Origin of the sequence: Rhodoplanes sp. SY1 (assembly GCF_046000175.1) — a bacterium.
Lineage (GTDB): Bacteria > Pseudomonadota > Alphaproteobacteria > Rhizobiales > Xanthobacteraceae > Rhodoplanes.
On sequence record NZ_JBEOMB010000045.1, the window covers coordinates 17,360 to 38,335 of the forward strand.

Consider the following 20,976-nt stretch of genomic DNA (forward strand, 5'->3'; position numbering starts at 1 on the left):
CTTTCGATTTACGCTGCGCCGGCACATCCCCGTAGACGGATCGCCTGCTTGGGCTATGCTTCTGCAAACAAAGAGGTATTTTGTTCCTTCCGAAGGGGGTGCGAGAGTCTGTGGGGTTGTGCTAGACGCGGTCTAGTCAACTCAGGGTATTGTGGGCGGTCGCCTTTGCGGGGGACCGTGCGGGATCAACCTTGAAGTCGGGGCGGGACGATGGCCGCGGAAGCCGCAATGCTTCGGGGAGGTGACGCGGATCGCGACGCCCAGGCGGTGAACCGCGAGGCGCCGGCTGGCCGCGTCGGGCGTCGGCTTTTCATCCATATCGGCGGATTCGATCCGGAGCCTCCCGAGCGGGTGTATCAGCGCTTCGCCCGCGAGACGGGCCGCTTCCGCCGGGCCTGGTCGGTTCTCACGGTGATGTCCGAGCCGGCGCACCGGCCGGACGGCTCCGACTGGACGGTCGAGACCACCGGCCGCAACTGGCGGGTGACGACCCGGGTCCGGCTCCTGCGCTGGGACGATCTCCTGGACGCGTATGCGGCCGCCCCGTGGTGGAAACGCATGGGGCGCGGGGTGCTCGCCTGCCTCGACTTCGTGCTCGGCGGCGCGCTCCACCGCTATTTCCGGACCGCTTGGCGCTATGCGCTGTTCTTCCTCTACCCGCCCCTCACGGTTCTCGCTTTCGGCGTCGCGGCCGGCCTCGGCGGCGCGGCGCTGAGCCGGGCGACCGATTCGGCGGCCGCCGGGGTGCTTCTCGGCGCGACCGTCTTCGGCGCGCTGCTGTACGGGCCGGGCCGGTGGTTCAAGCTCCCGCTGGCGTTCGACGACTGGAGCTTCGCGAGCGCTTATGTCCGAGTTCCGCCGCGAGTTCTGGCAGACCGGCTCGACCGGCTCGCGGCCGACATCGTCGCCGCGGCGCGCGCCGGCGAGGTCGACGAGATCGTCGTGCTCGGCCACAGCCTCGGCGCGGTGCTCGCCGTCGACGCGATCGACCGTGCGCTGACCCTGGAGCCCGAGCTGGGGCGCACCGGACCTCCCGTGGGCCTGGTCACGGTCGGCTCGTCCGTCCTCAAGATCGCGCTGCACGGGCGCGCCGCCTGCTTCCGCGCGGCGCTCGCCCGGGTCGCGGCCGCGGACGGCCCCTTCTGGGTCGAGTATCAGGCGATCAGCGACGTGATGAACTTCTACAAGACCGACCCGGTCGGCGACGCCGGGCTGGCGCCGAGCGGACGGCCGCTGGTGCGCGTGGTGCGAATCAGCCGGATGCTGGACCCGGACTATTACCGGCGCATCTGGGGGCGGTTCTTCCGCCTGCATTGCCAGTTCGTCCGCGGCAACGACCGCCGCACCGCCTACGACTATTTCATGCTGGCCTGCGGGCCGCTCGCCGTGCGAGAGACGGCCTGTCTGCCGGATGGCCCGGCTTCGGCGTTCGCGACCGACGGATCGTTGATCGAGAGAGCGCCGGCGAACGCCGCGGCCCAGGTGGCCGGCTCGGAGATCGTGTTGGCGCGATGACCCCGCTAATCGCGAAGCTCGCCTACGGCGCGCTCGTCGTCGGCTGGTTCATCATTCGCTACCCTTATGCCCGGCGGGCCCGGCGGACGCCGGTCGCGTCCAGCCGTCGTGGCTTTCGGGAAAACCTCCTTCTGAGCGTCTCGCTGACCGGCCTCGGGCTGCTCCCGATCCTGTATCTCGCGACCGGGATGCCGCGCTTCGCCGACTACCCGTTCCATCCTGCCGTCGGGACACTCGGCGTTCTCGTCGCCGTCGCCGCCCTCGTGATGTTCCGGCTCTCCCACAAGGCGCTCGGCCGCAACTGGTCGATCAGCCTCGACGTCCGCGACCGCCATACGCTGGTGACCGACGGAATCTATCGCTGGGTCCGGCACCCGATGTACACGGCGTTCTGGCTGTGGGCGCTCGCGCAGGCCCTCCTGCTGCCCAACGCGATCGCCGGTCCGGCCGGGCTGGTCGGCTTCGGCATCCTCTTCTTCGGGCGGGTGGGCAGCGAGGAGCGGATGATGCTGGATGCGTTCGGCGACCAGTACCGCGCCTACATGGCGCGTACCCGGCGCGTCATCCCGCTGGTCTACTGATCCTCGGGTCTGGCCCCGCCGACCCCTCCGGCGTATCGCAGACCGAATCGTCGAAGCTCCGCTGCTCCTGCCGAAGCCATCGCCCACTCATCCCCAAGCTTCGAGAGGCTCTCCGAGCCACGAGGGCCCCCGGGCTATCCGGGACGGCTTGCCGGGAGGCGCGCGAGCGACTCGACCGATCCGACTTCCTCCATAATTACCATGGGTTTCCGCAGCTTTCTTCGGATGTCTTGTCGCGCAACTAACGTGAGCGTGCTAGGAGCTAGCCGTGCCCGTGAGGCGTGTCTTTGGTGCAACAATACTTTCGGAATGCGCTGCCTGGAGGGCGTTTTCGGGCTATCGACGGTTGCGCCGCCCGATGTCTTGCACGACGCTTCGGCAGCTCACGGTGGACGTGGGTACTTGGGGAAAGATCACGGGGGCTCACATGTTGAAACTCGCAGTCATCGCATCCGCCAGTCTCGCCTTGGTCGGCTCGGCCTTCGCCGCCGACATGCCGGTTCGGCAGCCGCCGCCGCCGGTCGCGGCCGTCGGCAAGGCTCCGATCGGCAAGGCTCCGATCGGCAAGGCGCCGATCGGCAAGGCTCCGATCGGCAAGGGCCCGGTCGTCGCGAAGTACTGAGACAGGTCTCGGGCCGGCCGATCGCTCGGCCGGCTCGCTCTTCTCGGCCGGTCCATGACCGTCGGCTGCAAGACCGTCCGTTACAAGACCGTCCGCTGCAACATCCGGGACCGCTGGTCGCTATGCTCGACCTGCGGTCCCGCAGCAACCGGTGCCGTGAGCCAGGAGGCCTCGATGTTCGACCTTTTCAATCGCAAACGTCTCGTCGCGATCGTCGCCGGCCTGTCAGCGATCGTCCTGTCGAGCGGCGTCGCGATCGATGCGGCCCAGGCGCAGAGCACCACTCTGACGCGCGTCTCCGCCGTCGGCCAGGTGGACGGCGACGTCGCCGCGCCGCGCCCGCCCAAGCCGGCCGCGAAGTCCGGCGGCCGCTACTATGTCGATTTCCGCGCCCGCACCGCGGCGAGCTACGGCCACGCCTTCATCTGGTACGGCAAGTCGGGCCAGCGCGCCGTCGAGGTGGCCGGCCTGCATCCGGCGACCGACAGCGTCATTCCCTACATTCTCGGGCATATCCTCCCGGTGCCGGCCGAGACCGGCAAGAGCTACGGCGATCTCGACGAGCAGTACCTGACCGCGAGCTACCGGGTGTACCTGACGGACGCCGAGGCCCAGAAGGTGTTTGCCTACATCAAGCGCAAGCAGGCCACCACGCTGGTGTGGAACGCCGCGACCATCAACTGCGTCGCGTTCATCTCCGACATCGCCCAGTACATGGGCCTCGAGGTGCCGAGCTCGAACCTGCTGTACCCGGAAGACTGGGTGAACAAGCTGCGCGCGCTCAACCGCGGCCGCAAGGTGACGGTCGGCGCGGAGACGCGCGGGTTCCAGAGCGACGCCCGTTGAAGGGCGGCGCCGGTCGCGGCGTAAACCGCCACGGGACCGGACGGATCGAGATGCGACGGCTCGCCCCCTGGGCGAGCCGTCGGCGTTCAGGGGGCCGGTCGCGGTGGCCGAGCGGGTCCGATCGGCGACGTTCGACTGTTCTTCGAGCCCTTGAATTTCCCGGAGAAAACCGCGCCCCGGCCGACCCGGATCGGCCGGGTTCTGTTGACGGCCCCGCCCGAACGTGTAAAACGGGCCGACCTAGACGTTCGAAGTTTCGGACGAGTCTGCAGGGACCGCCCCGATTTCGATTGCGATCCGAGCCTCCTGGCGTCTGGAATTCCTCAACTCCAGCCTGGTCTGAGCGTCGCCGATCGCACAGCCCGGCCGGGGGGCGGCTCTCGCGGCAGGATGTCCGTGAGGAGAGGGAGCCGACGGCGATCCGGCCGTCGCCCGCGCGGCTTTTCACGCATTTTGGGACGATCGGAAGAGGCGATGGCGAAGGTTAGCCCGTTCAAGTTCTTGCAGGAGGTCCGCTCGGAGACCGAGAAGGTCACCTGGCCGACCCGGCGGGAAACCGCGATCACCACCCTGATGGTGTTCGTGATGTCGGCGAGCGCCGCCATCTTCTTCCTGCTCGCCGACCAGGTGATCCGGTTCGGCGTGACGCTCGTGCTCGGGATCGGACGCTGACGCGGCGGATGATGGACATGAGCAAGCGCTGGTACATCGTTCACGCCTATTCGAATTTCGAGAACAAGGTCGCCGAGTCGATCCGCGAGCAGGCGCGCCAGCGCCACCTCGAGCACCTGTTCGACGAGATCCTGGTGCCCAAGGAGAAGGTCCAGGAGGTGCGCCGCGGCCGCAAGGTCGATTCGGAGCGCAAGTTCTTCCCCGGCTACGTGCTGGTGAAGATGGACCTCACCGACGAGGCCTACCACCTCATCAAGAACACCCCGAAGGTCACCGGCTTCCTCGGCAGCGACAACAAGCCGATGCCGATCTCCGAGGCCGAGGCCGGCCGCATCCTGCATCAGGTGCAGGAGGGCATCGAACGGCCGAAGCCGACCGTCTCGTTCGAGATCGGCGAGCAGGTGCGGGTCTCCGACGGCCCGTTTGCGTCGTTCAACGGCGTGGTCGAGGAGGTCGACGACGCCCGCTCGCGCATCAAGGTCGCGGTGTCGATCTTCGGCCGCGCCACGCCGGTCGAGCTGGAGTTCGGGCAGGTCGAGAAGGTCTGACCGCAACATCCTGTCAACCATGGAATTTCGTCGATCGGCCGGGCTTCGTCCCGGCCGTTTTCGTCGGCGGCGGGTCGGGCGCGGGGCGAGTCGGGTGAGCGTCGGTTCCTCCGGCGTCTCGGGCGTCACGCGGGGGCGCCCCCTTGTCTCCGGCCCGGTCCCGGGATAGAGAACCGCCACCCCGCCGCCGGCCTCGCGCCGACGGCGGCGGCGATACGTGGGAGGAGGGACGGTTCGCCGACCGCCCTTGATCCGCACCACGAACCCTGCGAGCCGGCGGCGCCGGCGCGAAGGACTTTGCCATGGCGAAGAAAATCACAGGATACCTGAAGCTTCAGGTGCCGGCGGGAGCGGCCAATCCGTCTCCGCCGATCGGCCCCGCGCTCGGTCAGCGCGGCCTCAACATCATGGAGTTCTGCAAGGCGTTCAACGCCCAGAGCCAGCAGATGGAGAAGGGATCGCCGATCCCGGTCGTCATCACCATCTATGCCGACCGCTCCTTCACGTTCGAGATGCGCACCCCGCCGGTGTCGTACTTCCTCAAGAAGGCGGCCGGCATCCAGTCGGGTGCCAAGGCGACCGGCCGCGATTTCGTGGGCTCGATCACCCAGGCCCAGGTGCGCGAGATCGCCGAGAAGAAGATGAAGGACTTCAACACCGACAACATCGAGTCGGCGATGCGCATGATCGAGGGCTCCGCCCGGTCCATGGGCCTGAGCGTGAAGGGCTGATCCGATGGCAGAACATGGAAAGCGCGTGGTCGCCTCCCGCGAGGGCATCGACCGCAACAAGCTCTACCCGCTCACCGAGGCCGTGACCCTGGTCAAGGCGCGGGCCACCGCCAAGTTCGACGAGACGATCGAGATCGCCATGAATCTCGGCGTCGATCCGCGCCACGCCGACCAGATGGTGCGCGGCGTCGTCACCCTGCCGAACGGCACCGGCCGCACCCTGCGGGTCGCCGTGTTCGCGCGCGGCGCCAAGGCCGACGAGGCCCGCGCGGCGGGCGCCGACGTGGTCGGCGCCGAGGATCTGGTCGAGCGCGTCCAGGGCGGCAACATCGACTTCGATCGCTGCATCGCCACCCCGGACCTGATGCCGCTGGTCGGCCGCCTCGGCAAGGTGCTCGGCCCGCGCGGCATGATGCCGAACCCGAAGGTCGGCACCGTCACCATGGACGTCAAGGGCGCCGTCGCCGGCGCCAAGGGCGGCTCGGTCGAGTTCCGCGTCGAGAAGGCCGGCATCGTGCACGCCGGCGTCGGCAAGGCGTCGTTCGACGCCGACAAGCTGGTCGAGAACATCAAGGCCTTTGCCGACGCCGTGTCGCGGGCCAAGCCGGCCGGCGCCAAGGGCCAGTACATCAACCGGATCGCCATCTCCTCGACGATGGGGCCGGGCGTGAAGGTCGAGCCGGGCACCGTCCTGGCCGCGGCCGCCGCCGCGCAGCACTGACGAGCCGCGACGCGGGCGTCGCCCGCGTGCGAGACGAACGAGGAACGGCCGGGCCAGTCCCGGCCGTTTCGATTCGCGCAACACGGTTCGCCTCTGTGGATCGGCCCGAATTGTGTCCGCTCGTCGCCATAGTCTGGGCGGGAATGCGCGCATGATACGGTCGACAGCGTTGGCCGGTCGGCGCGAAGCCATTAAGACTCCGTCAATGATCGAATGTCCTCGACGGATTCGCGCTCCGGCACCCGCATCGGCCGATCTGCAGACCCGGAGGTGCCCGGCGTGACCTTGTGCCGAGTATCGACTCTGTTTCTGATCGCCATCCTGGCGCCGCTCGCCGGCGCTGCTCGGGTGCAGGCGCAGCAGACGACCATCACGACGGGCTTCGTGGTGCGCATGCCGATGCCGCTCGCGGCTGTGCCGCGGCCCGACGCCGAGCGGCCCACGCTGGTCGGGCACGGGCTCTCCTTCACGCGCCGCGGCACGCCGATGGCGCAGCCCGGCCGGGCCGGGCTGCTCGTGGAATGCCGGCAGGGCACGCTCGAGCTGCTCGCCCTCGACCTCGACTGGCCGCCCGGCTCGGAGCCGGTCGGCGACGTCGACGTGACGGTCCTGCTCGATCAGGTGGCGAGCCCGGAGCGCTGGCGCATTCTCGGCAACGCCTATGCGCCGCCCGACCCGGCGGCGCTGCTGGAGCGCTTCCGCACCGCCCGCAGCTTCGCCCTGCAGGTGCGCACGAGCGGCGGCGAGCGCGAGCTCAGCTTCGATTTGCGCGGCGTCTCGGCGGCCGCCGGCCGGCTCCACGCCACCTGCGCCAACTGAGCCGCCTGGTCCTCGGGGCGTCGCCGCCCGGCCGCGGTGGGCAGCCCCCGTTCCGTCACGCCTTCGGCAGGCCGCCGCGCTCGAACACCGGCGTGTCCTCGTCACGGTCCTCCGCGCCGGGGCCGGTGGCGATGTCCTCGGCGGCGCGTCGCGTCGCCTCCTCGGTCTCGCTCAGTCCGTCCGCGGTCTCGTCGGCGCCGGTTCCGGGCTGGTGCGCGCCCGTCACGGCGCTGCGCGGCACCGCGCCGACGTCCCGCCGGCGGGCCTCGTCGTCGAAGTCGCTGCGATCGGCAGGATCGCGCTCGGCCGAACGGCCGCCGGGGGTCTCCAGCAGAGGCCGGTCGGCATCGCTCACCTGGCCCTGATCGGCGAAGCCCTTTCCGGGCGGTCTCGCGCGCGTCTCGTCACGGTCCATGCGGGGTCTCCCTGTCCCGGGGAAACCCGTCGCCGGAGAGGCCGTTCCGTCACGCCGGCAGGCCCCGGCGACGGCGTGACGGCGGGCTGCGGCCGGATCAGGCGCCGAAGGCGCTGCGCAGCGCGCGGCTGAGCGCGAAGGCGTAGTTGTGGAGATTGGCGTCGGCGAGGGCCGGCAGGCCCTCGATCATCTCCTCGCAGGCCTCGAGCCGCATGGCGGGGAGGTCCGGCGGACGCTCGGCGAAGGCCTTCGACACGTCGGCGAGGATCAGCGGCGGGCACTTCAGGCCGCCGAGCACGACGCGGCTGGCGCCGCGCTCCGGATCCGAGATCACGGCAGCGATCGCGTCGGCCGATTCGCTGACCGTCCGGGTGACCTTGTAGTAGCCCCAGCGCGCTCGCTTCGACGATCGCGGCAGGCTGATCGACGTGACGATCTCGGCGGTGCCGAGCGCGTTGGTGAACGCCTCGGGGTAGAAGCGGGTGATCGGGATGCGGCGCTCGCCCTCCGGCGACAGCGTCACCATGGTGGCGTCGAGCGCGACGAGGGCGGTCGGCCAGTCGGCGCAGGGGTCGGCCCAGCATGCGGTGCCGCCGAGCGTGCCGCGGTTGCGGACGTCGCGGTGCGCGATGCCGTGCGCCACATAGGGCAGCATGCCGGCGACCGGATCGGGCACCAGCCCGTCCTCGATCATCGCATGGGTCACCATGGCGCCGACCATCACGGTGTCGCCGTGCGCCTCGATCATGCGCAGCTCGGTGGCTTGGCCGAGGTCGACGAGCACGTGCGGGACCGTCGACCGCAGGCTCATCTGCGGGATCAGCGACTGACCGCCCGCCATGACCACGCCGCGCTCGCCGCACTGGGCCAGCACGTTGACGGCCTCCTCGGCGCAGAGCACCCGGACATAATCGAAATGCGCAGCGTCCATGCAGACGTCCAGCGAGGGTTCCTTCATGGGGCGCCTCCCGGCCGGGAGCGCGCCCGATCCTCACGATCGAACGGCCCGCCTTCGATTGCCCGAACGGGCGAGGCCGACGGCGCCGGCATTATCCGCGCGAGGCTCCGGTTGCGGGCCTCGCAGACGTGTCTCGTTGCGCGAGCCGGGGCCGCGGGACGCGGCGCGTCCGAAAACAGGAAGGTCCAGCGATCCAACACGGTCCTGAGCCGGGCTCGTCACGAAACAGTCCGAGGTTGACGCAACCCCGGACGTTCCTGCTCTCACGGAAATCAGGTCGTTGTCAATTTGTCAGAACACGGCCTGAGTCCGGTGTTCTGGACAGCGGGCCGGAGGCGCTCGCCGCCTCGTCACTGCGCCGCCGCGGCGATGCCGCCCGTCCCCCGTCCGCCCGGAAGCTGACGCGGACGCGGCGGCGCGAATCGTTCAGGCGGGGCCGCTCACGGCCGACAGCGCGCTGCGCCGCTTGCGGCTCGGCCGCGCTGTGACGTCGATCACAGCGTTCGACTCGGCCCGCTTCGCCGGCGCGGTCGGCGTCGCCACCTCGAGGGCGAAATAGTCGATGGTCGACCGCAGCCCGTCCTCCAGCGCGATGCGCGGCTGCCACCCGAGCGTGCGGGCCGCCGCCGCGATCTCCGGCTTGCGCCGGCGCGGGTCGTCCTGCGGGAGCGGATGATAGGCGAGGCGCGAGCGCGAGCCGGTCTGCGCCAGCACCATGTCGGCGATCTCCTTCACCGTGACCTCGCGCGGATTGCCGAGGTTGAACGGCCCCGTGACCGCGTCGTCGCTCTCCATCAGCAGCTCGAGCCCGTCGAGCAGATCGTCGACGTAACAGAAGGAGCGGGTCTGCGAACCGTCGCCGTAGAGCGTGATCGGCTGGTTGCGCAGCGCCTGCACGACGAAGTTCGAGATCACCCGGCCGTCGTTCTCCAGCATGCGCGGGCCGTAGGTGTTGAAGATGCGGGCGACCTTCACGGACACGCCGTGGACCCGCCGATAATCGAAGAACAGCGCCTCGGCGCAGCGCTTGCCCTCGTCGTAGCAGGCACGCGGGCCGACCGGGTTGACGGCGCCCCGGTAGCTCTCCGGCTGCGGATGGATGTCGGGATCGCCGTAGACCTCGCTGGTCGAGGCCTGGAGGATGCGGGCGCCCGTGGCGCGGGCGAGCTCCAGCGCATGGATGGCGCCGAGCACGCAGGTCTTCACGGTGCCGATCGGATCGCGCTGATAGTGCGGCGGCGAGGCCGGGCAGGCGAGATTGTAGATGCGGTCGACCGGGCCCTCGATCACGAGCGGCTCGCGCACGTCCGCCTTGACGAAGCTGAAGTTGCAGTGGTTGGACAGCGGCCGGACGTTGTCGAACCGACCCGTGTACAGATTGTCCACGCAGGTCACGGCGTGGCCCTCGTGGACGAGCCGGTCGCACAGGTGTGAGCCGATGAATCCGGCTCCGCCGGTGACGACGATGTTCAGGCTTCGGCTCGGGGGCACGCGCGCTCTCCTTCTTCGTGATCCGTCTGTTTCTTTCGTCATCCGTCTGCCAGGCCCGGCGCCGCGTGGCGGATAACCGGGCTCGACGCCCGATCCCGCCCCGGCCGGACGGATCTCGTTCTACAAACCGCGTGCGGGCGACGAGAGTTCCTGATCAAGTCGTCAGGCGACCGCATCCACGGCTCTTGCCGCGACGGCCCGCGCCCGCGCGGCCCGCGCTTCGGCGTGGTGGTCCTCGAGCGCGCGGGCGCGCTCGCGCGCCGTGTGGCAGGCGAGTGTCCGTCGGCGTGCCGCCGCCGCGATGTCGCGCCGGCGCTCCTCCGGCATGTCGCGCAGGATCGCCATGGCCTCCTCGGTCGTGTCCGCGACCAGAATCTCGGAGCCCGGCGCGTAGAAGGCATCGAGCCCGGCCCAGCGATCCGAGATGACCGGCACGCCGCAGGCACCGGCCTCGAACAGCCGCACGCTCGGCGACCAGCCGGCTGCGATCATGTCGGCCCGGGTGACGTTGAGGGTGAAGCGCTGCCCGCAGTAGAAGCGGGCGTGCTCCTGCGGCGGCAGGTGATCGATCCGCGCGACGTTCGCGGGCCAGTCGAGCATGGGGGGATACTGCGGCCCGGCGACCGCGAAGCGCAGCGCCGGCAGGCGACGCGCCGGCTCGACCAGCAGCCGATCGAGCGTCGGCTGGCGATCCGGACTGTAGGTGCCGACATAGCCGAGCGCGAGATGCGGAACGACGTCGTGCGGCCTGTGCAGCTCCGGATCGACGGCGCAATAGAGCGGCCGCGCCGCCCGCGCACCCCAGGTCTCCTCGATCAGCTCCAGCACGGGGCCGCCGGTGAACGACAGATAAAGATCGAAGCGCGGCACCAACGCAGGGGCGATGTAGTCGGTGACGCCCTGCTCGAGCCGCTTCAGCGTCACCGGCGTGTCGATGTCGTAGAAGGCCGTGATGCCGCGCGCCTCGGTCGTCACCCAGTCGGCGATCGCGGTGCCGTCCGGCACGAAGGAGCCGAGGATCACGAGATCGGCCTCGCGCACCAGGCCGCCGTGCCGGCGCGGCAGCTCGGCGAGCGACTCGTAGAGCTCGATCCGGCACCAGTCGGGCCGGACCAGATCACGATGGTCGCGATACCAGGCGACGTCCCGCTCGAGAAACGTCACGCGGTGACCGCGATCGGCCAGCGCTTTGATCAGCGCCCGGTACGTCGTGGCGTGGCCGTTGCCCCAGGACGACGTGATCGAGAGGCCGAGGACGACGATGTCGAGCGTCATTCCGCGGCCTCCTGCCCGAGCGACGGACGCGCCGGAATGCCGAGCCGGTCCAGCACGGTGCGGGCGCGGTGCGCGTAGGTGTGCTCGGCGAGGACGCGGGCATGCCCGGCCACCCCGATGCGGCGCGCCGTTGCCGCGTCGAGACCGTCGAGCAGCGCGGCGACCTCGGCGCCCGAGTCGGCGACGAGAATCTCGCGCTCCGGCTCGAGAAACTGGTCGATGCCCTCCCAACGGTCGGTGATCAGGCAGGCGCCGGCGCCGGCCGCCTCGAACACGCGGGTCGGCGGCGAGAAGCCGTAGCGCGCCATGCTGGCGCGATTGATGTTGAGGGTGGCGAGCGACGAGCAGAAGAAGGCGTTGTGATCGGCGCTGCCGACGTGACCGAGCCGGCGCACGTTCGCCGCCATCGGCTTGTCCTCCCAGCCGGCGCCGCCGAGCAGGAAGCTCCGCGCCGGCAGCCGCGCCGCGGCGCCGAGGAAGAAGTCCTCGACGCGCGCTTCGCGGTCCGGCAGGCGGTTGCCGAGAAAGCCGAGATCGCAGCGCCATTCGTCGCGCGGCGCGACCGGGTGGTGGGTGTCGGGATCGACGGCGTTGTAGATCGGCACGCAGGCGCGGGCGCCGAGCGCCGTGTAGGCGTCGACCACCGGCTCGCCGCCCCCGTAGGTGAAGACGAGATCGTAGCGCGGGATGGCGTCGCGCAGATGATCGTTCGGGTTCGCCGCGACGGCGTCGAGCGTCGCCGGCGCGTCGACGTCCCAATAGACGCAGGCGGCGCCGGGGCGCACGGCGCTCGGCACGGCGATCTCCAGCTCGCGGTCGAAGACGCCGACGCCGCTCGCCTTGACCAGCAGATCGGCGTCGCGGCCCGCTTCGTCGAGCGCCCGGCGCCAGCCCTCGGCGGTCGCCGGGTAGACGACGACGCGCGCCCAGGCCGGGTCGGCGATGTCGCGATGCTGCTGGCGCTGATAGGCGTCGGGCTCGTAGAACACGACGTCGACGCCGTGCGCGGCGAGCGCCTTCAGGAGCCCGCGATAGTAGGTGGCCGCCCCGTTCCAGTAGGAGGAGACGAGGCTCGATCCGAAGAAGCGCAGTCTCATGACACGGCGATCCTGATAAGCTCGGCGGAACGGGCCGAGGAGGCAGAGGCGAGGTCGTCGCGAACCGAGGCGACGATGTCGAAGAGTTCGGCGACGCGATGCGCGCAGGTGTGGCGGGCGCGGATCGCGGCGAGCCCCGTGCGCGCGAGCGTCTCGGCGCGGTCGCGATCGCGCAGCACGGCGGCGAGCGCCGCCGTCATGCCGTCGCGATCGGCGACCTTCAGATAGCTGCCGTCGGGGAAGAGGCCTTCGGAGTCGTCCCAGGGCGCGCTGACCAACGGGATGCCACAGGCGAGCGCCTCGAACATCCTGATGGTCGGGATGCCGCGCAGCGCCTCGGCATAGGGGCGGCGCGGCACATGGACGGTGACGCGGGCGCGGGCGAAGGCTTCCGGCGCGCGGTGGTTGGGGAGCCATCCTGAGTAATCGATGTCGCGTGCGGCGAGCTCGGCGCGCGCCGCCGCGGGCCAGCGCACGCCGTGCACGCGCGCCGCGAGGCCGAGCGACGCCACCGGGTCCATCAGGAAGGTCTTCAGCTCCGCATCGCGTTCGCCGTCGCCGTAATTTCCGATGAACACGAGATCCCGTTCCTTTTCGCGCGGGAGCGGCCGGAACAGGGCCGTGTCGGCGGCCTCGTGCCAGGTGAAGACACGGCGGCCCCAGCCACGCATCAGATAGACTTGGCGCAGCACCTCGCCGAAGGCGAGCACGCCGTCATAGCCGTCGAGATCGAAGCGCCCGATCTCGTCCGGCGCCGTGACGGCCCGGTGGTGCGTGTCGTGGAAGAACAGCAGGAACCGGCCGCCGGCCGTACGGCGGGCGCCGAGCGCGGCGATCAGGCCCGGCTCGTTCCACTCGTGCGCCAGGACGAGGTCGGCGCCGTCGAGCGCGTGATCGAGATCCGGGCCGGCGGCATCGTAACGGTGAAGCCCGACGCCGGGGACGAGCACGGCCGCCGGCGCGAGCGCGTCCGGGCCGCCGTCGGCGACCGCGTTGGTGCGGCTCCAGCCGTCGGCCGGCTCGTGCACGTCGACCACGTGGCCGGTGCGCAGCAGCTCGCGCGCAATGCCGCGCAAAAAGTGCGCGTTGCCGTGGTTCCAGCAGGATTCGATCGAGTGGCAGAAGATCACGACCTTCATGCCACGGCCTCCGGCGTCCGGGAGGCCGCGTCGATCGCCGGGCCCACGTCGCGCGCGATCAAGTCGTATTGCCTCTCGATACGGTCAGTCATGGCGTCGACCGTGTAGGTTCCGGCGCGCGCCTTCGCGGCCCGTCGCAACGCGGCGCGCCGGACCGGGTCGGCGGCGAGTGCCGTCACCGCCGATGCGACTGCGGCCGGCTCGCCGGGCGGCACGAACACGGCGGCGCCGTCCCACAGCTCGCGCAGGGTCGGGATATCGGTGAGGACGAGGGCCGCTCCGCAGGCGGTCGCCTCGGCGATGGTGAGGCCGAACGGCTCGTAGCGCGCCGGCGCGACAAAGATCTCGGCGGCGTGCATCTCGGCGTGCAGCGCGGCCCGGTCGAGTGTGCCCAGCAGCGTGACTCCTTCCGGTGCGGTGACAGCGGTTCCGCCGTCGGGCGCCGTCGCGGCCCCGGCGATGCGGACCGGCCAGGGCAGGGTGGGTGCCGCGGCGAGCAGCGTGTCGATCCCCTTCGCCTCGTCCCACAGCCGGCCGGCGGCTAGCACGACGCGTCGGCGGGTGTGCGGCGCGAGCCGGCCTGGGAGTGTGATGCCGTTCGGAATCACGATGCCGTCGCGACGCGGCGCGTAGATCGACGTGATCAGGTCGCGGAACGCACGGGTCGGCGCGACCCACGCGTCGGCGGCGGCGAGGCCGGCCGCGACGTTGTCGCGATAGGGTCGCCAGCGCGGCGCGTCGGGCTCGCCGCCGCGGCAGGCCCGCCACCACGAGCGGACGCAGGAGTGCGCGACCACGAGGGTCGGCGCCCCGAACCGGACGGTGGCCTCGCGGAACCCGCCGAGGTGGATGATGTCGGGCGCCCACTCCTCGGCGATCGCGCCGAGAACGTCGCGGGCGCGGCCGAGGTCGTGCCCCTCCGGATCCAACCATTCGAGGGCGAGGTCGGTCGTGACGATTTCCACGCCGTCGATCCCAGCGACGCCGGCCCGCTGGCCCGGACTCGGCTCCGGCCCGAGCGTGACCAGCAGCACGTCGTGACCACGCCTCGCGAGCGCCGCGGCGAGCGTGGACGCATAGGTCCACACGCCGCCGACGGCGTCGGCGGTCATCAGCACGCGCCGGCGCGGCAATGTCATGCGCAGCACTCCAGCTCGTGCAGCGGTTTCGGACGCTCCTCCTGGATGTCGCTGAAGCCGGCGAACTGGGCGAGGTACCAGGCGTGCGCGCGCTCCCAGGCGTCGTCGTCGGGCTCGCCCCACATCCTTCGGTAGTCCGGCGCGCCGGGATAGGGAAACAGCGGCACGGGATCGTTCGCCCAGACGCCGGCGGACCGCATGGTGTCGCGCCAACGCTGCACGGTCTCGTCGTCGTCCTGCGGCACCTCGATCAGGTTCGCCTGGACGAACGGGATGTGACGTTTGGCGGCGAGAAGCCGCTCGGCCAGCTCGTCGGTCGTGAGCCGGCATTTTTTCCCGAGGGCGTCGCGACCTTCCGGCGACAGGCTCTCGACGCCGGCCTCGACCGAGACGCAGCCGGCGCGGCCGAGCAGCGCGAGCTGGTCGGGCTTCCACAGGTCGATGCGGGTCTGGACGCCGAACGTCAAGCCGCGCCCGACGAGCCCGTCCAGAAGCTCCGCGTTGGGCAGGAAGATCTCGTCGATGAAGTAGACATACTCGACGCCCTGCCGCTGGAGCCGCGAAATCTCCTCCAGCACCGACGCCGCTGGGCGGCGGCGATAGCCGTTGCGGAAGTTCTCTTTGGCGCAGAACGTGCAGTTGTAGGGACAGCCGCGCGAGGCCTCGACCTCGGCGCCGGGCCCGGTCGGCTCGGCATCGAAGCGGTGGTGATGATGCCGGTGGCGGGCGACGAAGGCATCGGGCCAGGCGAGCGGCGCCATGTCGACGAAACGCGCCGCTTGCGGGCCGCCCTGCACCCGGATCGTCCCCGCGTCGCGATAGCAGAGGCCCGGAACTGCGTCGCGCTCGCCGGCGGCGAGACGGACCAGCGTCTCCTCGCTCTCGCCCATCACCACCACGTCGACGGCGAGCTTGGTCAGCGCGGCGCGCGGCGTGGTCGAGCCGTGCGGCCCGATCGCGACGAGAATCGGCGCGAGATCGCGCAGCACCCTCGCCGTCTCCTGCGGAACCCGAAGCTCGGGCGGCGCGCAGCGCCAGAACAGATAGGTCGGCGCCGTCGTGATCACGATCATGTCCGGCGTCATCGTCCGCACCTGATCGGTCAGATCGGCGAGCGACAGCCCGAACAGATGCGCGTCGATGATCCGCGTCTCGTGCCCGGCCGCTGCGAGAAGCTGCGCCGCGCAACCGAGCTCGATCGGCAGATGCGGCGCCCGGCAGCCGAAATAGATGCTGCCATCGTAGCGCCAGGGCGGATTGACGAGGGCGACCCGCATCACGCCACCAGGCCGCGCCGCTCGAGCTCGGCGGTCGCGTGCTCGACCTGATCGACCGCGATCTCGGTCGCGAGCCACTCGGCGAGCTCGGTCAGGCCCGTCTGGAAGTCGACCTGTGGGGCGTAGCCGAGGCGGCTGAGGCTCTTGCTCAGGTCGGCGAAGCAGTGGCGGATGTCGCCGGTGCGGAACTTTCCGGTGATGTGCGGGGCGAGGTCGCTCGCGTTCATCACGCCGGCGAGGTCGTGCGCGACCGACGTAATGGTGCGGCTCGCCCCGGAGCCCACGTTGAACACCTCGCCGACGCCCGTCTCCGTGCTCAGTGCCAGCAGGCAGGCGCGCGCGACGTCGCGCACATGAACAAAGTCCCGCCGCTGCGCGCCGTCCTCGAACACCAGCGGAGGGCGTCGGTTGAGAAGCCGTGCGGCGAAAATCGCCAGCACGCCCGTGTAGGGGTTGGACAGCGCCTGATGCGGCCCGAACACGTTGAAGAATCGCAGCGCGACGGTCGGGATGCCGTAGGCGCGGCCGGTGATCAGCGCCATGCGCTCCTGCACGTACTTGTTGAGCGCATAGATCGAGTTGAGGGCGGGGTGCTTGGTCTCCGGCGTGGGCACCGCCTCGAGCGGCGTGCCGTCGTGATCCTCGGGCTCCCAGCGGCCACGACGGAGCTGATCGGCGCTGCGGTCGGCCGGCTCGACCAGCGTGCCGTCCGGACGCCGTGCGAGGCCCTCGCCATAGACGCTCATCGACGAGGCGACGACCAGGCGCTCGACCGGCCGGCGCAGCAGCGCCTCCATCAGCACCGCGGTGCCGAGGTCGTTGGTGTCCGTGTACGAGACGATCTCGTACATGCTCTGGCCGACGCCGACGGCGGCGGCCAGATGGATCACGGCGTCGGTGTCGGCCAGCAGCTTCGACAGGACGTCGGCATCGCGGACGTCGCCGACGATCAGCTCGGACTCGGGCGAGAGGTGACGGGGCCGGCGGGCGCCGCGCGCGTCGGGGCCGTGCACCTGCGGGTCGAGGGTGTCGAGAACTCGGACCTGATCACCACGCTCGAGCAGGAGATCCGTGACATGGGACCCGATGAAACCCGCTCCCCCAGTCACCAGAACACGCCGCGCCATCGTCTCTCCCTTTCGTCGATCCGACGATGGGCGAACGCGACGTCCGGATCATTGTTCCTGCACGAAGGTGTGGCGGCACCGAATCGGTAAGCTGCTGGCGGAATCAGCCGCGTACGTGCGGCGGCCAGGGAAGATCGAGGTGGCTCGCGACCGCTCCGGCCACGCCCGCGAAGGTCGTCAGAACACCGAGAGCCGACCGTCCTATCCCGTAGGTCAGCACCGGGACCTGCTCGCGCGTATGATCGGTGCCCGACCAAGTCGGATCGCAGCCGTGATCCGCCGTGATCACGACGAGATCGTCGGCGCGCAGCCGTGCGAACAGGTCCGGCAGTCCGCGGTCGAACGCCTCCAGCGCGGCGGCGTAGCCAGCGACGTCGCGACGGTGGCCGTAGAGGCTGTCGAAGTCGATGAAGTTGACGAACAGAAGCCCGCCCTCGGCGAGCGCGTCGACGCCGTCGAGCGTGCGCGCGAACAGCGCGGCGTTGCCGCTCGCCGGCCATTCCCGGCCGGTCGCACGATGGGCGAAGATGTCGCCGATCTTTCCGATCGTGATCACGTCGCGGCGTGCCGCGGTCGCAGCGTCCAGGATCGTCGGCCCCGGCGGCGGCACGGCGAAGTCCTTGCGGTTGCCGGTGCGCACGAAGTCGTTCGCCGAACTGCCGGTGAACGGTCTGGCGATCACCCGGCCGATGATCATGGGATCGACCAGCCGGCGTGCGACGCGGCAGACGTCGTAGAGCCGCGCGAGGCCGAAAGCCTCCTCGTGGGCGGCGATCTGAAAGACACTGTCGGCCGAGGTGTAGCAGATCGGCTTGCCGGTGCGCACGTGCTCCTCGCCGAGCGTCGCGATGATCTCGGTGCCCGAGGCGTGACGGTCGCCGAGGATGCCGGGGAGGTCCGCCTCCCGACACAGCGCCGCGATCAGGTCCGGCGGAAAGCTCGGCACGCTGCTCGGGAAGTAGCCCCAGTCGAACGTCACCGGGCAGCCGGCGATCTCCCAGTGGCCGGACGGCGTGTCCTTGCCGCGCGAGGTCTCCGCCGCGCAGCCGAAGCCGCCGATCGGCGGCGTACTGCCGGCGAGCGCGGCGGGACGCGGCCGGTCGCCAGCCGGCAGGCTTCGCCGAGGCCGAGCCGGACCAGATTGGGCACCATCAACGGTCCTTCGCGAAGCCCGACGCGATCCGCGAGTCCGCGCGCGCACGCCTCGGCGATGTGGCCGACCGTGTCGGCCCCGGCATCGCCGTAGCGCGCCGCGTCCGGGGCGCCGCCGATACCGACGGAATCGAGAACCAGGAGGAACGCGCGGGCCATGATCTCCTCGAAACCAGCGGTGTGGCAGGTTTCCTTATAACCGATCCTCGGCTCGGCTGCTGCGGGAGGGCCGTCAGGCCGCGGCCTATCAACGAAGGCGATGACGGTCGCATTCGCCCGAGGACGGAGCGCGGGGCGCAGCGTCGGCGCGAGGGCGCTGCCGGGCTCAGGCTGGACAGGCGGTGAGGACAGGCCGCGGCGGCGTGCGGTGCGCCGCATAGCGCGCGATCATGGCGGCGCAGAAGTCGGCGAAGGCGCGCGGGTCGCGCGGTGCGCTCGTGTGATGCGGAACGAGACCGAGATGCTCCGGCGTGAAGCAGAACGTGACGGTCACGTCGAAGTCGGCGAGCGCCTCCATCTGGCGGTCGAACCAGGCGAGGGCATCGGGCCGGAAGCTGTCGGCCCAGGACAACCCGGTGCGCAGATAGGTGACGCCGAGCCGTTTCATCCAGGCCACCGCCTCGTCGAGCCGGTGGTCCTGGTAGTGGAACCACTGGCACAGGCCGAGCGCCGGCGTGTGGCGGGCGAAATGCTCGAGCGCCAGCTTGGGCGTGCCATCCTCGCGCAGCAGCCCCATGTCGAAATGCCGGTAATAGGACGAGCCCTCTGCCTCCTTGTGGCGGGTCGTCGCCGGCCAGGCGCGCGGCAGGTCCCAGAGACTGTACCAGTGGATGCGCGGCGCCTTGCCGACCAGCAGCTCGGCCGTGCGGTTCACGCCGAACACCTGCACCTCCTCGGCCCCGAAGGTCGAGACGCCGACCTCCGACACCCAGATCGGCAGCGACGTGACGGCGCGGAGCTCGTCGATCTTGCTCGGCCAGTCGTGAATGCTCCACAGGTTCCAGTCGAGCGGGAAGCCGTGCACGGCGACGACGTCGACGTGGTCGAGCACGCCGCGGCCGGCCAGATTGGCGATGAAGGTCGGATCGATCGGCGAGATGCCGCCGAGCACGCGCGGCAATGTTGGATCGACGGCGGCGATCGCCTTGCCCGCCAGGATCGCCATTTCGGAAAAGCGCGACCAGTCGGGGTCGATCTCCGGATCCCAATGCGACTTGTTGTTGGGCTCGTTCCAGATCATCGCGGCTTCGATCATGACGGCGGTCGGGCTCCGAGGTTGGGGAGCTCCGCCGCGGCGCCGGCATCGGGCGCGGTGCAGCGGCAGAGGAAGACTTCCGGCTCGGGATGCGCCGCGACCACGAAGCCGGCGCTGCGCAGCATCGCCTCGACGCAGGCGCGGTTCGGCACCCACCAGTTGGTCGGGTCGCCGGCGTAACGCTGCTCGACGAAATGAAGCTTGGGCCAGCCCGGATCGTCGAACTGCTCGGCCTGCCAGAAGTCGTAATCCGCCGCCGCCTCGAACACGTCCGTGCTGCCGCGCTGCATCGACTGGAAGAGCAGAAGATCACGGGCGGCGTGGGTTCTGATCAGATCGAGCGCCAGAAGCGGGTGGCGCAGGTGATACAGCACGCCCATGAAGATCACGAGATCGAAGGTCTCGCCGATCGCGCCGACCTCGTAGACAGACAAGCGGCGAAACTCGATGTCGGCATCCAGCACCTCGGCGGCGAAGCGTGCCTGCGCCAGATAGTCCTCGTCCGAGTCGATGCCGAGCACGCGGGCGGCGCCGCGGCGCTTCATCTCGATCGAATAAAAACCGCCGTTGCAGCCGATGTCGAGCACGCTCTTGCCGGTCAAGTCGTCGGGCAGCGCGTGCACGAAGTTCCTCCACTTCACGGCCGGATAATCGCCGAGGAAGTGATCTGGCGCGGTTCGTACACCATGGAGATCGAGATTGTGGAACCACGGCCCGAGCGCTCTTGCGCGGGCCGCGATGGCGTCGCGGGACAGACGCCGCGTCGGGCGGAGCGCGGCCGTCGATCCGGTCTGGGTCATGGCAGGCGCACCTCCGGCGGATCGGCGGATCGCACGCCGGTGCCGACCGGCAGCATCGTCTGCCCCGGGGCGATGCCGTCACCGAGCAGGCCGACGGCGGCCCGGTAGCCATGAACGGTGCCGACGTCGACATAGGCGGCGCCGGCCTTCACGCCGATCGCGCGGCCGCCTTCGGCGAGCCAGGCATTGACCAGCGTGCCGACATACTCGTCGCCGCGGCCGGGCCGGCGCCACAGCGCAGCGAGCTCGTGGAAGACCCGGCCCGGCATCTTGAAGGCGCCCCAGATCCAGCGCGAGCGCGCGTCCTTCTGCTTCACCCGGATGGCCGTGACCCGGTCGGCACCGTCCAGCTCGACCGCGTCGAACAGGTCGGGCCGGTCGACCGGGAACAGCAGGAAGGAGAGCCGGTCGTCCGGCAGCGCGGCGAGTGCATGGGCGGGAAACCAGACCGTGTCCGGCAGGCCGACCACGACGGGCTCGTCCGCGGCGATCAGTGGGGCGGGGCGGAAGATCGCGTCGCACAGGCCGACCGGGCGCGGTTGCACCATGTAGGCGATGTCGGCCGCCCCGTAGGCGGCGCCGTAATACTCCATGATGTCCGACTTGCCGGGCGAGATGACGAAGCAGATCTTCGTCGCGCCGCCCAGGATCATGCGCTCGACCAGATACTCGCTCACCGCGCACGGACGCTCCCCGGTCTCGGTCGGGCGGCTGCCGACCGGCAGCAGCTCCTTGGAGAAGGCGAGTGGCTGGATGCGGCTGCCGCGGCCTGCGGCCGGCACGATGCCCCACATGG

Annotated in this window: 21 protein-coding genes and 1 pseudogene; 9 read left to right on the top strand and 13 right to left on the bottom strand. The window is 70.3% G+C overall.

Annotation, left to right across the window (positions count from 1 at the left end; genetic code table 11):
* Positions 1-228: 228 nt before the first annotated feature.
* From ABTU92_RS12755 to ABTU92_RS12795, 9 genes are all read left to right on the top strand, one after another.
* On the top strand, positions 229-1,515 hold the full coding sequence (locus ABTU92_RS12755; protein ID WP_408091140.1) for a hypothetical protein: 1,287 nt from the start codon (positions 229-231) through the stop codon (positions 1,513-1,515).
* Positions 1,512-2,096: a protein-S-isoprenylcysteine O-methyltransferase gene (locus ABTU92_RS12760; RefSeq protein WP_408091142.1), complete on the top strand. Its 585-nt coding sequence runs from the start codon at positions 1,512-1,514 to the stop codon at positions 2,094-2,096. Before ABTU92_RS12755 ends, ABTU92_RS12760 begins: the two co-directional genes overlap by 4 nt.
* Before the next feature lie 427 nt (positions 2,097-2,523).
* A complete protein-coding gene (locus ABTU92_RS12765; protein WP_408091144.1) occupies positions 2,524-2,718 on the top strand; it encodes a hypothetical protein in 195 nt (64 codons plus the stop codon).
* Between the two features lie 174 nt (positions 2,719-2,892).
* Positions 2,893-3,564 (top strand): hypothetical protein, encoded by a 672-nt coding sequence (locus tag ABTU92_RS12770; protein WP_408091146.1) that lies wholly within the window; start codon positions 2,893-2,895, stop codon positions 3,562-3,564.
* 474 nt (positions 3,565-4,038) lie between these two features.
* Entirely contained in the window at positions 4,039-4,236 is a 198-nt protein-coding gene (gene secE / locus ABTU92_RS12775; RefSeq protein ID WP_111355511.1) for a preprotein translocase subunit SecE, read from the top strand.
* 17 nt (positions 4,237-4,253) lie between these two features.
* Positions 4,254-4,784 (top strand): transcription termination/antitermination protein NusG, encoded by a 531-nt coding sequence (nusG, locus tag ABTU92_RS12780; RefSeq protein WP_111355535.1) that lies wholly within the window; start codon positions 4,254-4,256, stop codon positions 4,782-4,784.
* A gap of 302 nt (positions 4,785-5,086) precedes the next feature.
* Positions 5,087-5,515, top strand: a complete 429-nt coding sequence (gene rplK / locus ABTU92_RS12785; RefSeq protein ID WP_111355514.1) for a 50S ribosomal protein L11 — start codon at positions 5,087-5,089, stop codon at positions 5,513-5,515.
* Positions 5,516-5,519: 4 nt separating this feature from the next.
* Positions 5,520-6,236, top strand: coding sequence for a 50S ribosomal protein L1 (rplA, locus tag ABTU92_RS12790; protein ID WP_408091149.1), 717 nt, complete (start codon positions 5,520-5,522; stop codon positions 6,234-6,236).
* Between the two features lie 213 nt (positions 6,237-6,449).
* Positions 6,450-7,055: a hypothetical protein gene (locus tag ABTU92_RS12795; RefSeq protein ID WP_408091151.1), complete on the top strand. Its 606-nt coding sequence runs from the start codon at positions 6,450-6,452 to the stop codon at positions 7,053-7,055.
* A 55-nt stretch (positions 7,056-7,110) separates the two neighbouring features.
* Here the strand turns inward: ABTU92_RS12795 and ABTU92_RS12800 are convergent, their stop codons facing one another.
* The 13 genes and pseudogenes from ABTU92_RS12800 to ABTU92_RS12860 all read right to left on the bottom strand — a co-directional run bounded on the left by ABTU92_RS12800 (position 7,111) and on the right by ABTU92_RS12860 (position 20,974).
* Complete coding sequence (locus ABTU92_RS12800; RefSeq protein WP_408091153.1) at positions 7,111-7,470, bottom strand: hypothetical protein; 360 nt, start codon at positions 7,468-7,470, stop codon at positions 7,111-7,113.
* Positions 7,471-7,567: 97 nt separating this feature from the next.
* Complete coding sequence (locus tag ABTU92_RS12805; RefSeq protein ID WP_408091155.1) at positions 7,568-8,428, bottom strand: FAD binding domain-containing protein; 861 nt, start codon at positions 8,426-8,428, stop codon at positions 7,568-7,570.
* Between the two features lie 426 nt (positions 8,429-8,854).
* Positions 8,855-9,961 (bottom strand): UDP-glucuronic acid decarboxylase family protein, encoded by a 1,107-nt coding sequence (locus tag ABTU92_RS12810; protein ID WP_408091157.1) that lies wholly within the window; start codon positions 9,959-9,961, stop codon positions 8,855-8,857.
* Between the two features lie 120 nt (positions 9,962-10,081).
* On the bottom strand, positions 10,082-11,194 hold the full coding sequence (locus ABTU92_RS12815; RefSeq protein ID WP_408091159.1) for a glycosyltransferase: 1,113 nt from the start codon (positions 11,192-11,194) through the stop codon (positions 10,082-10,084).
* Positions 11,191-12,291, bottom strand: coding sequence for a glycosyltransferase (locus ABTU92_RS12820; RefSeq protein ID WP_408091161.1), 1,101 nt, complete (start codon positions 12,289-12,291; stop codon positions 11,191-11,193). The genes ABTU92_RS12815 and ABTU92_RS12820 overlap by 4 nt, the downstream gene beginning before the upstream one ends.
* Positions 12,288-13,430 (bottom strand): glycosyltransferase, encoded by a 1,143-nt coding sequence (locus tag ABTU92_RS12825; protein WP_408091163.1) that lies wholly within the window; start codon positions 13,428-13,430, stop codon positions 12,288-12,290. Before ABTU92_RS12825 ends, ABTU92_RS12820 begins: the two co-directional genes overlap by 4 nt.
* A complete protein-coding gene (locus tag ABTU92_RS12830) occupies positions 13,427-14,569 on the bottom strand; it encodes a glycosyltransferase family 4 protein (RefSeq protein ID WP_408091165.1) in 1,143 nt (380 codons plus the stop codon). Before ABTU92_RS12830 ends, ABTU92_RS12825 begins: the two co-directional genes overlap by 4 nt.
* Positions 14,566-15,846: a TIGR04295 family B12-binding domain-containing radical SAM protein gene (locus tag ABTU92_RS12835; protein WP_408091167.1), complete on the bottom strand. Its 1,281-nt coding sequence runs from the start codon at positions 15,844-15,846 to the stop codon at positions 14,566-14,568. The genes ABTU92_RS12830 and ABTU92_RS12835 overlap by 4 nt, the downstream gene beginning before the upstream one ends.
* A complete protein-coding gene (locus ABTU92_RS12840) occupies positions 15,846-16,973 on the bottom strand; it encodes an NAD-dependent epimerase/dehydratase family protein (protein WP_408091169.1) in 1,128 nt (375 codons plus the stop codon). The genes ABTU92_RS12835 and ABTU92_RS12840 overlap by 1 nt, the downstream gene beginning before the upstream one ends.
* 103 nt (positions 16,974-17,076) lie before the next feature.
* Positions 17,077-18,284, bottom strand: a pseudogene (locus ABTU92_RS12845) (phosphopentomutase).
* A 166-nt stretch (positions 18,285-18,450) separates the two neighbouring features.
* On the bottom strand, positions 18,451-19,380 hold the full coding sequence (locus tag ABTU92_RS12850) for a beta-xylosidase (RefSeq protein ID WP_408091171.1): 930 nt from the start codon (positions 19,378-19,380) through the stop codon (positions 18,451-18,453).
* Positions 19,377-20,180: a TIGR04290 family methyltransferase gene (locus tag ABTU92_RS12855; protein ID WP_408091173.1), complete on the bottom strand. Its 804-nt coding sequence runs from the start codon at positions 20,178-20,180 to the stop codon at positions 19,377-19,379. Before ABTU92_RS12855 ends, ABTU92_RS12850 begins: the two co-directional genes overlap by 4 nt.
* Positions 20,177-20,974: a sugar phosphate nucleotidyltransferase gene (locus ABTU92_RS12860; RefSeq protein WP_408091175.1), complete on the bottom strand. Its 798-nt coding sequence runs from the start codon at positions 20,972-20,974 to the stop codon at positions 20,177-20,179. Before ABTU92_RS12860 ends, ABTU92_RS12855 begins: the two co-directional genes overlap by 4 nt.
* Between the last annotated feature and the right edge of the window lie 2 nt (positions 20,975-20,976).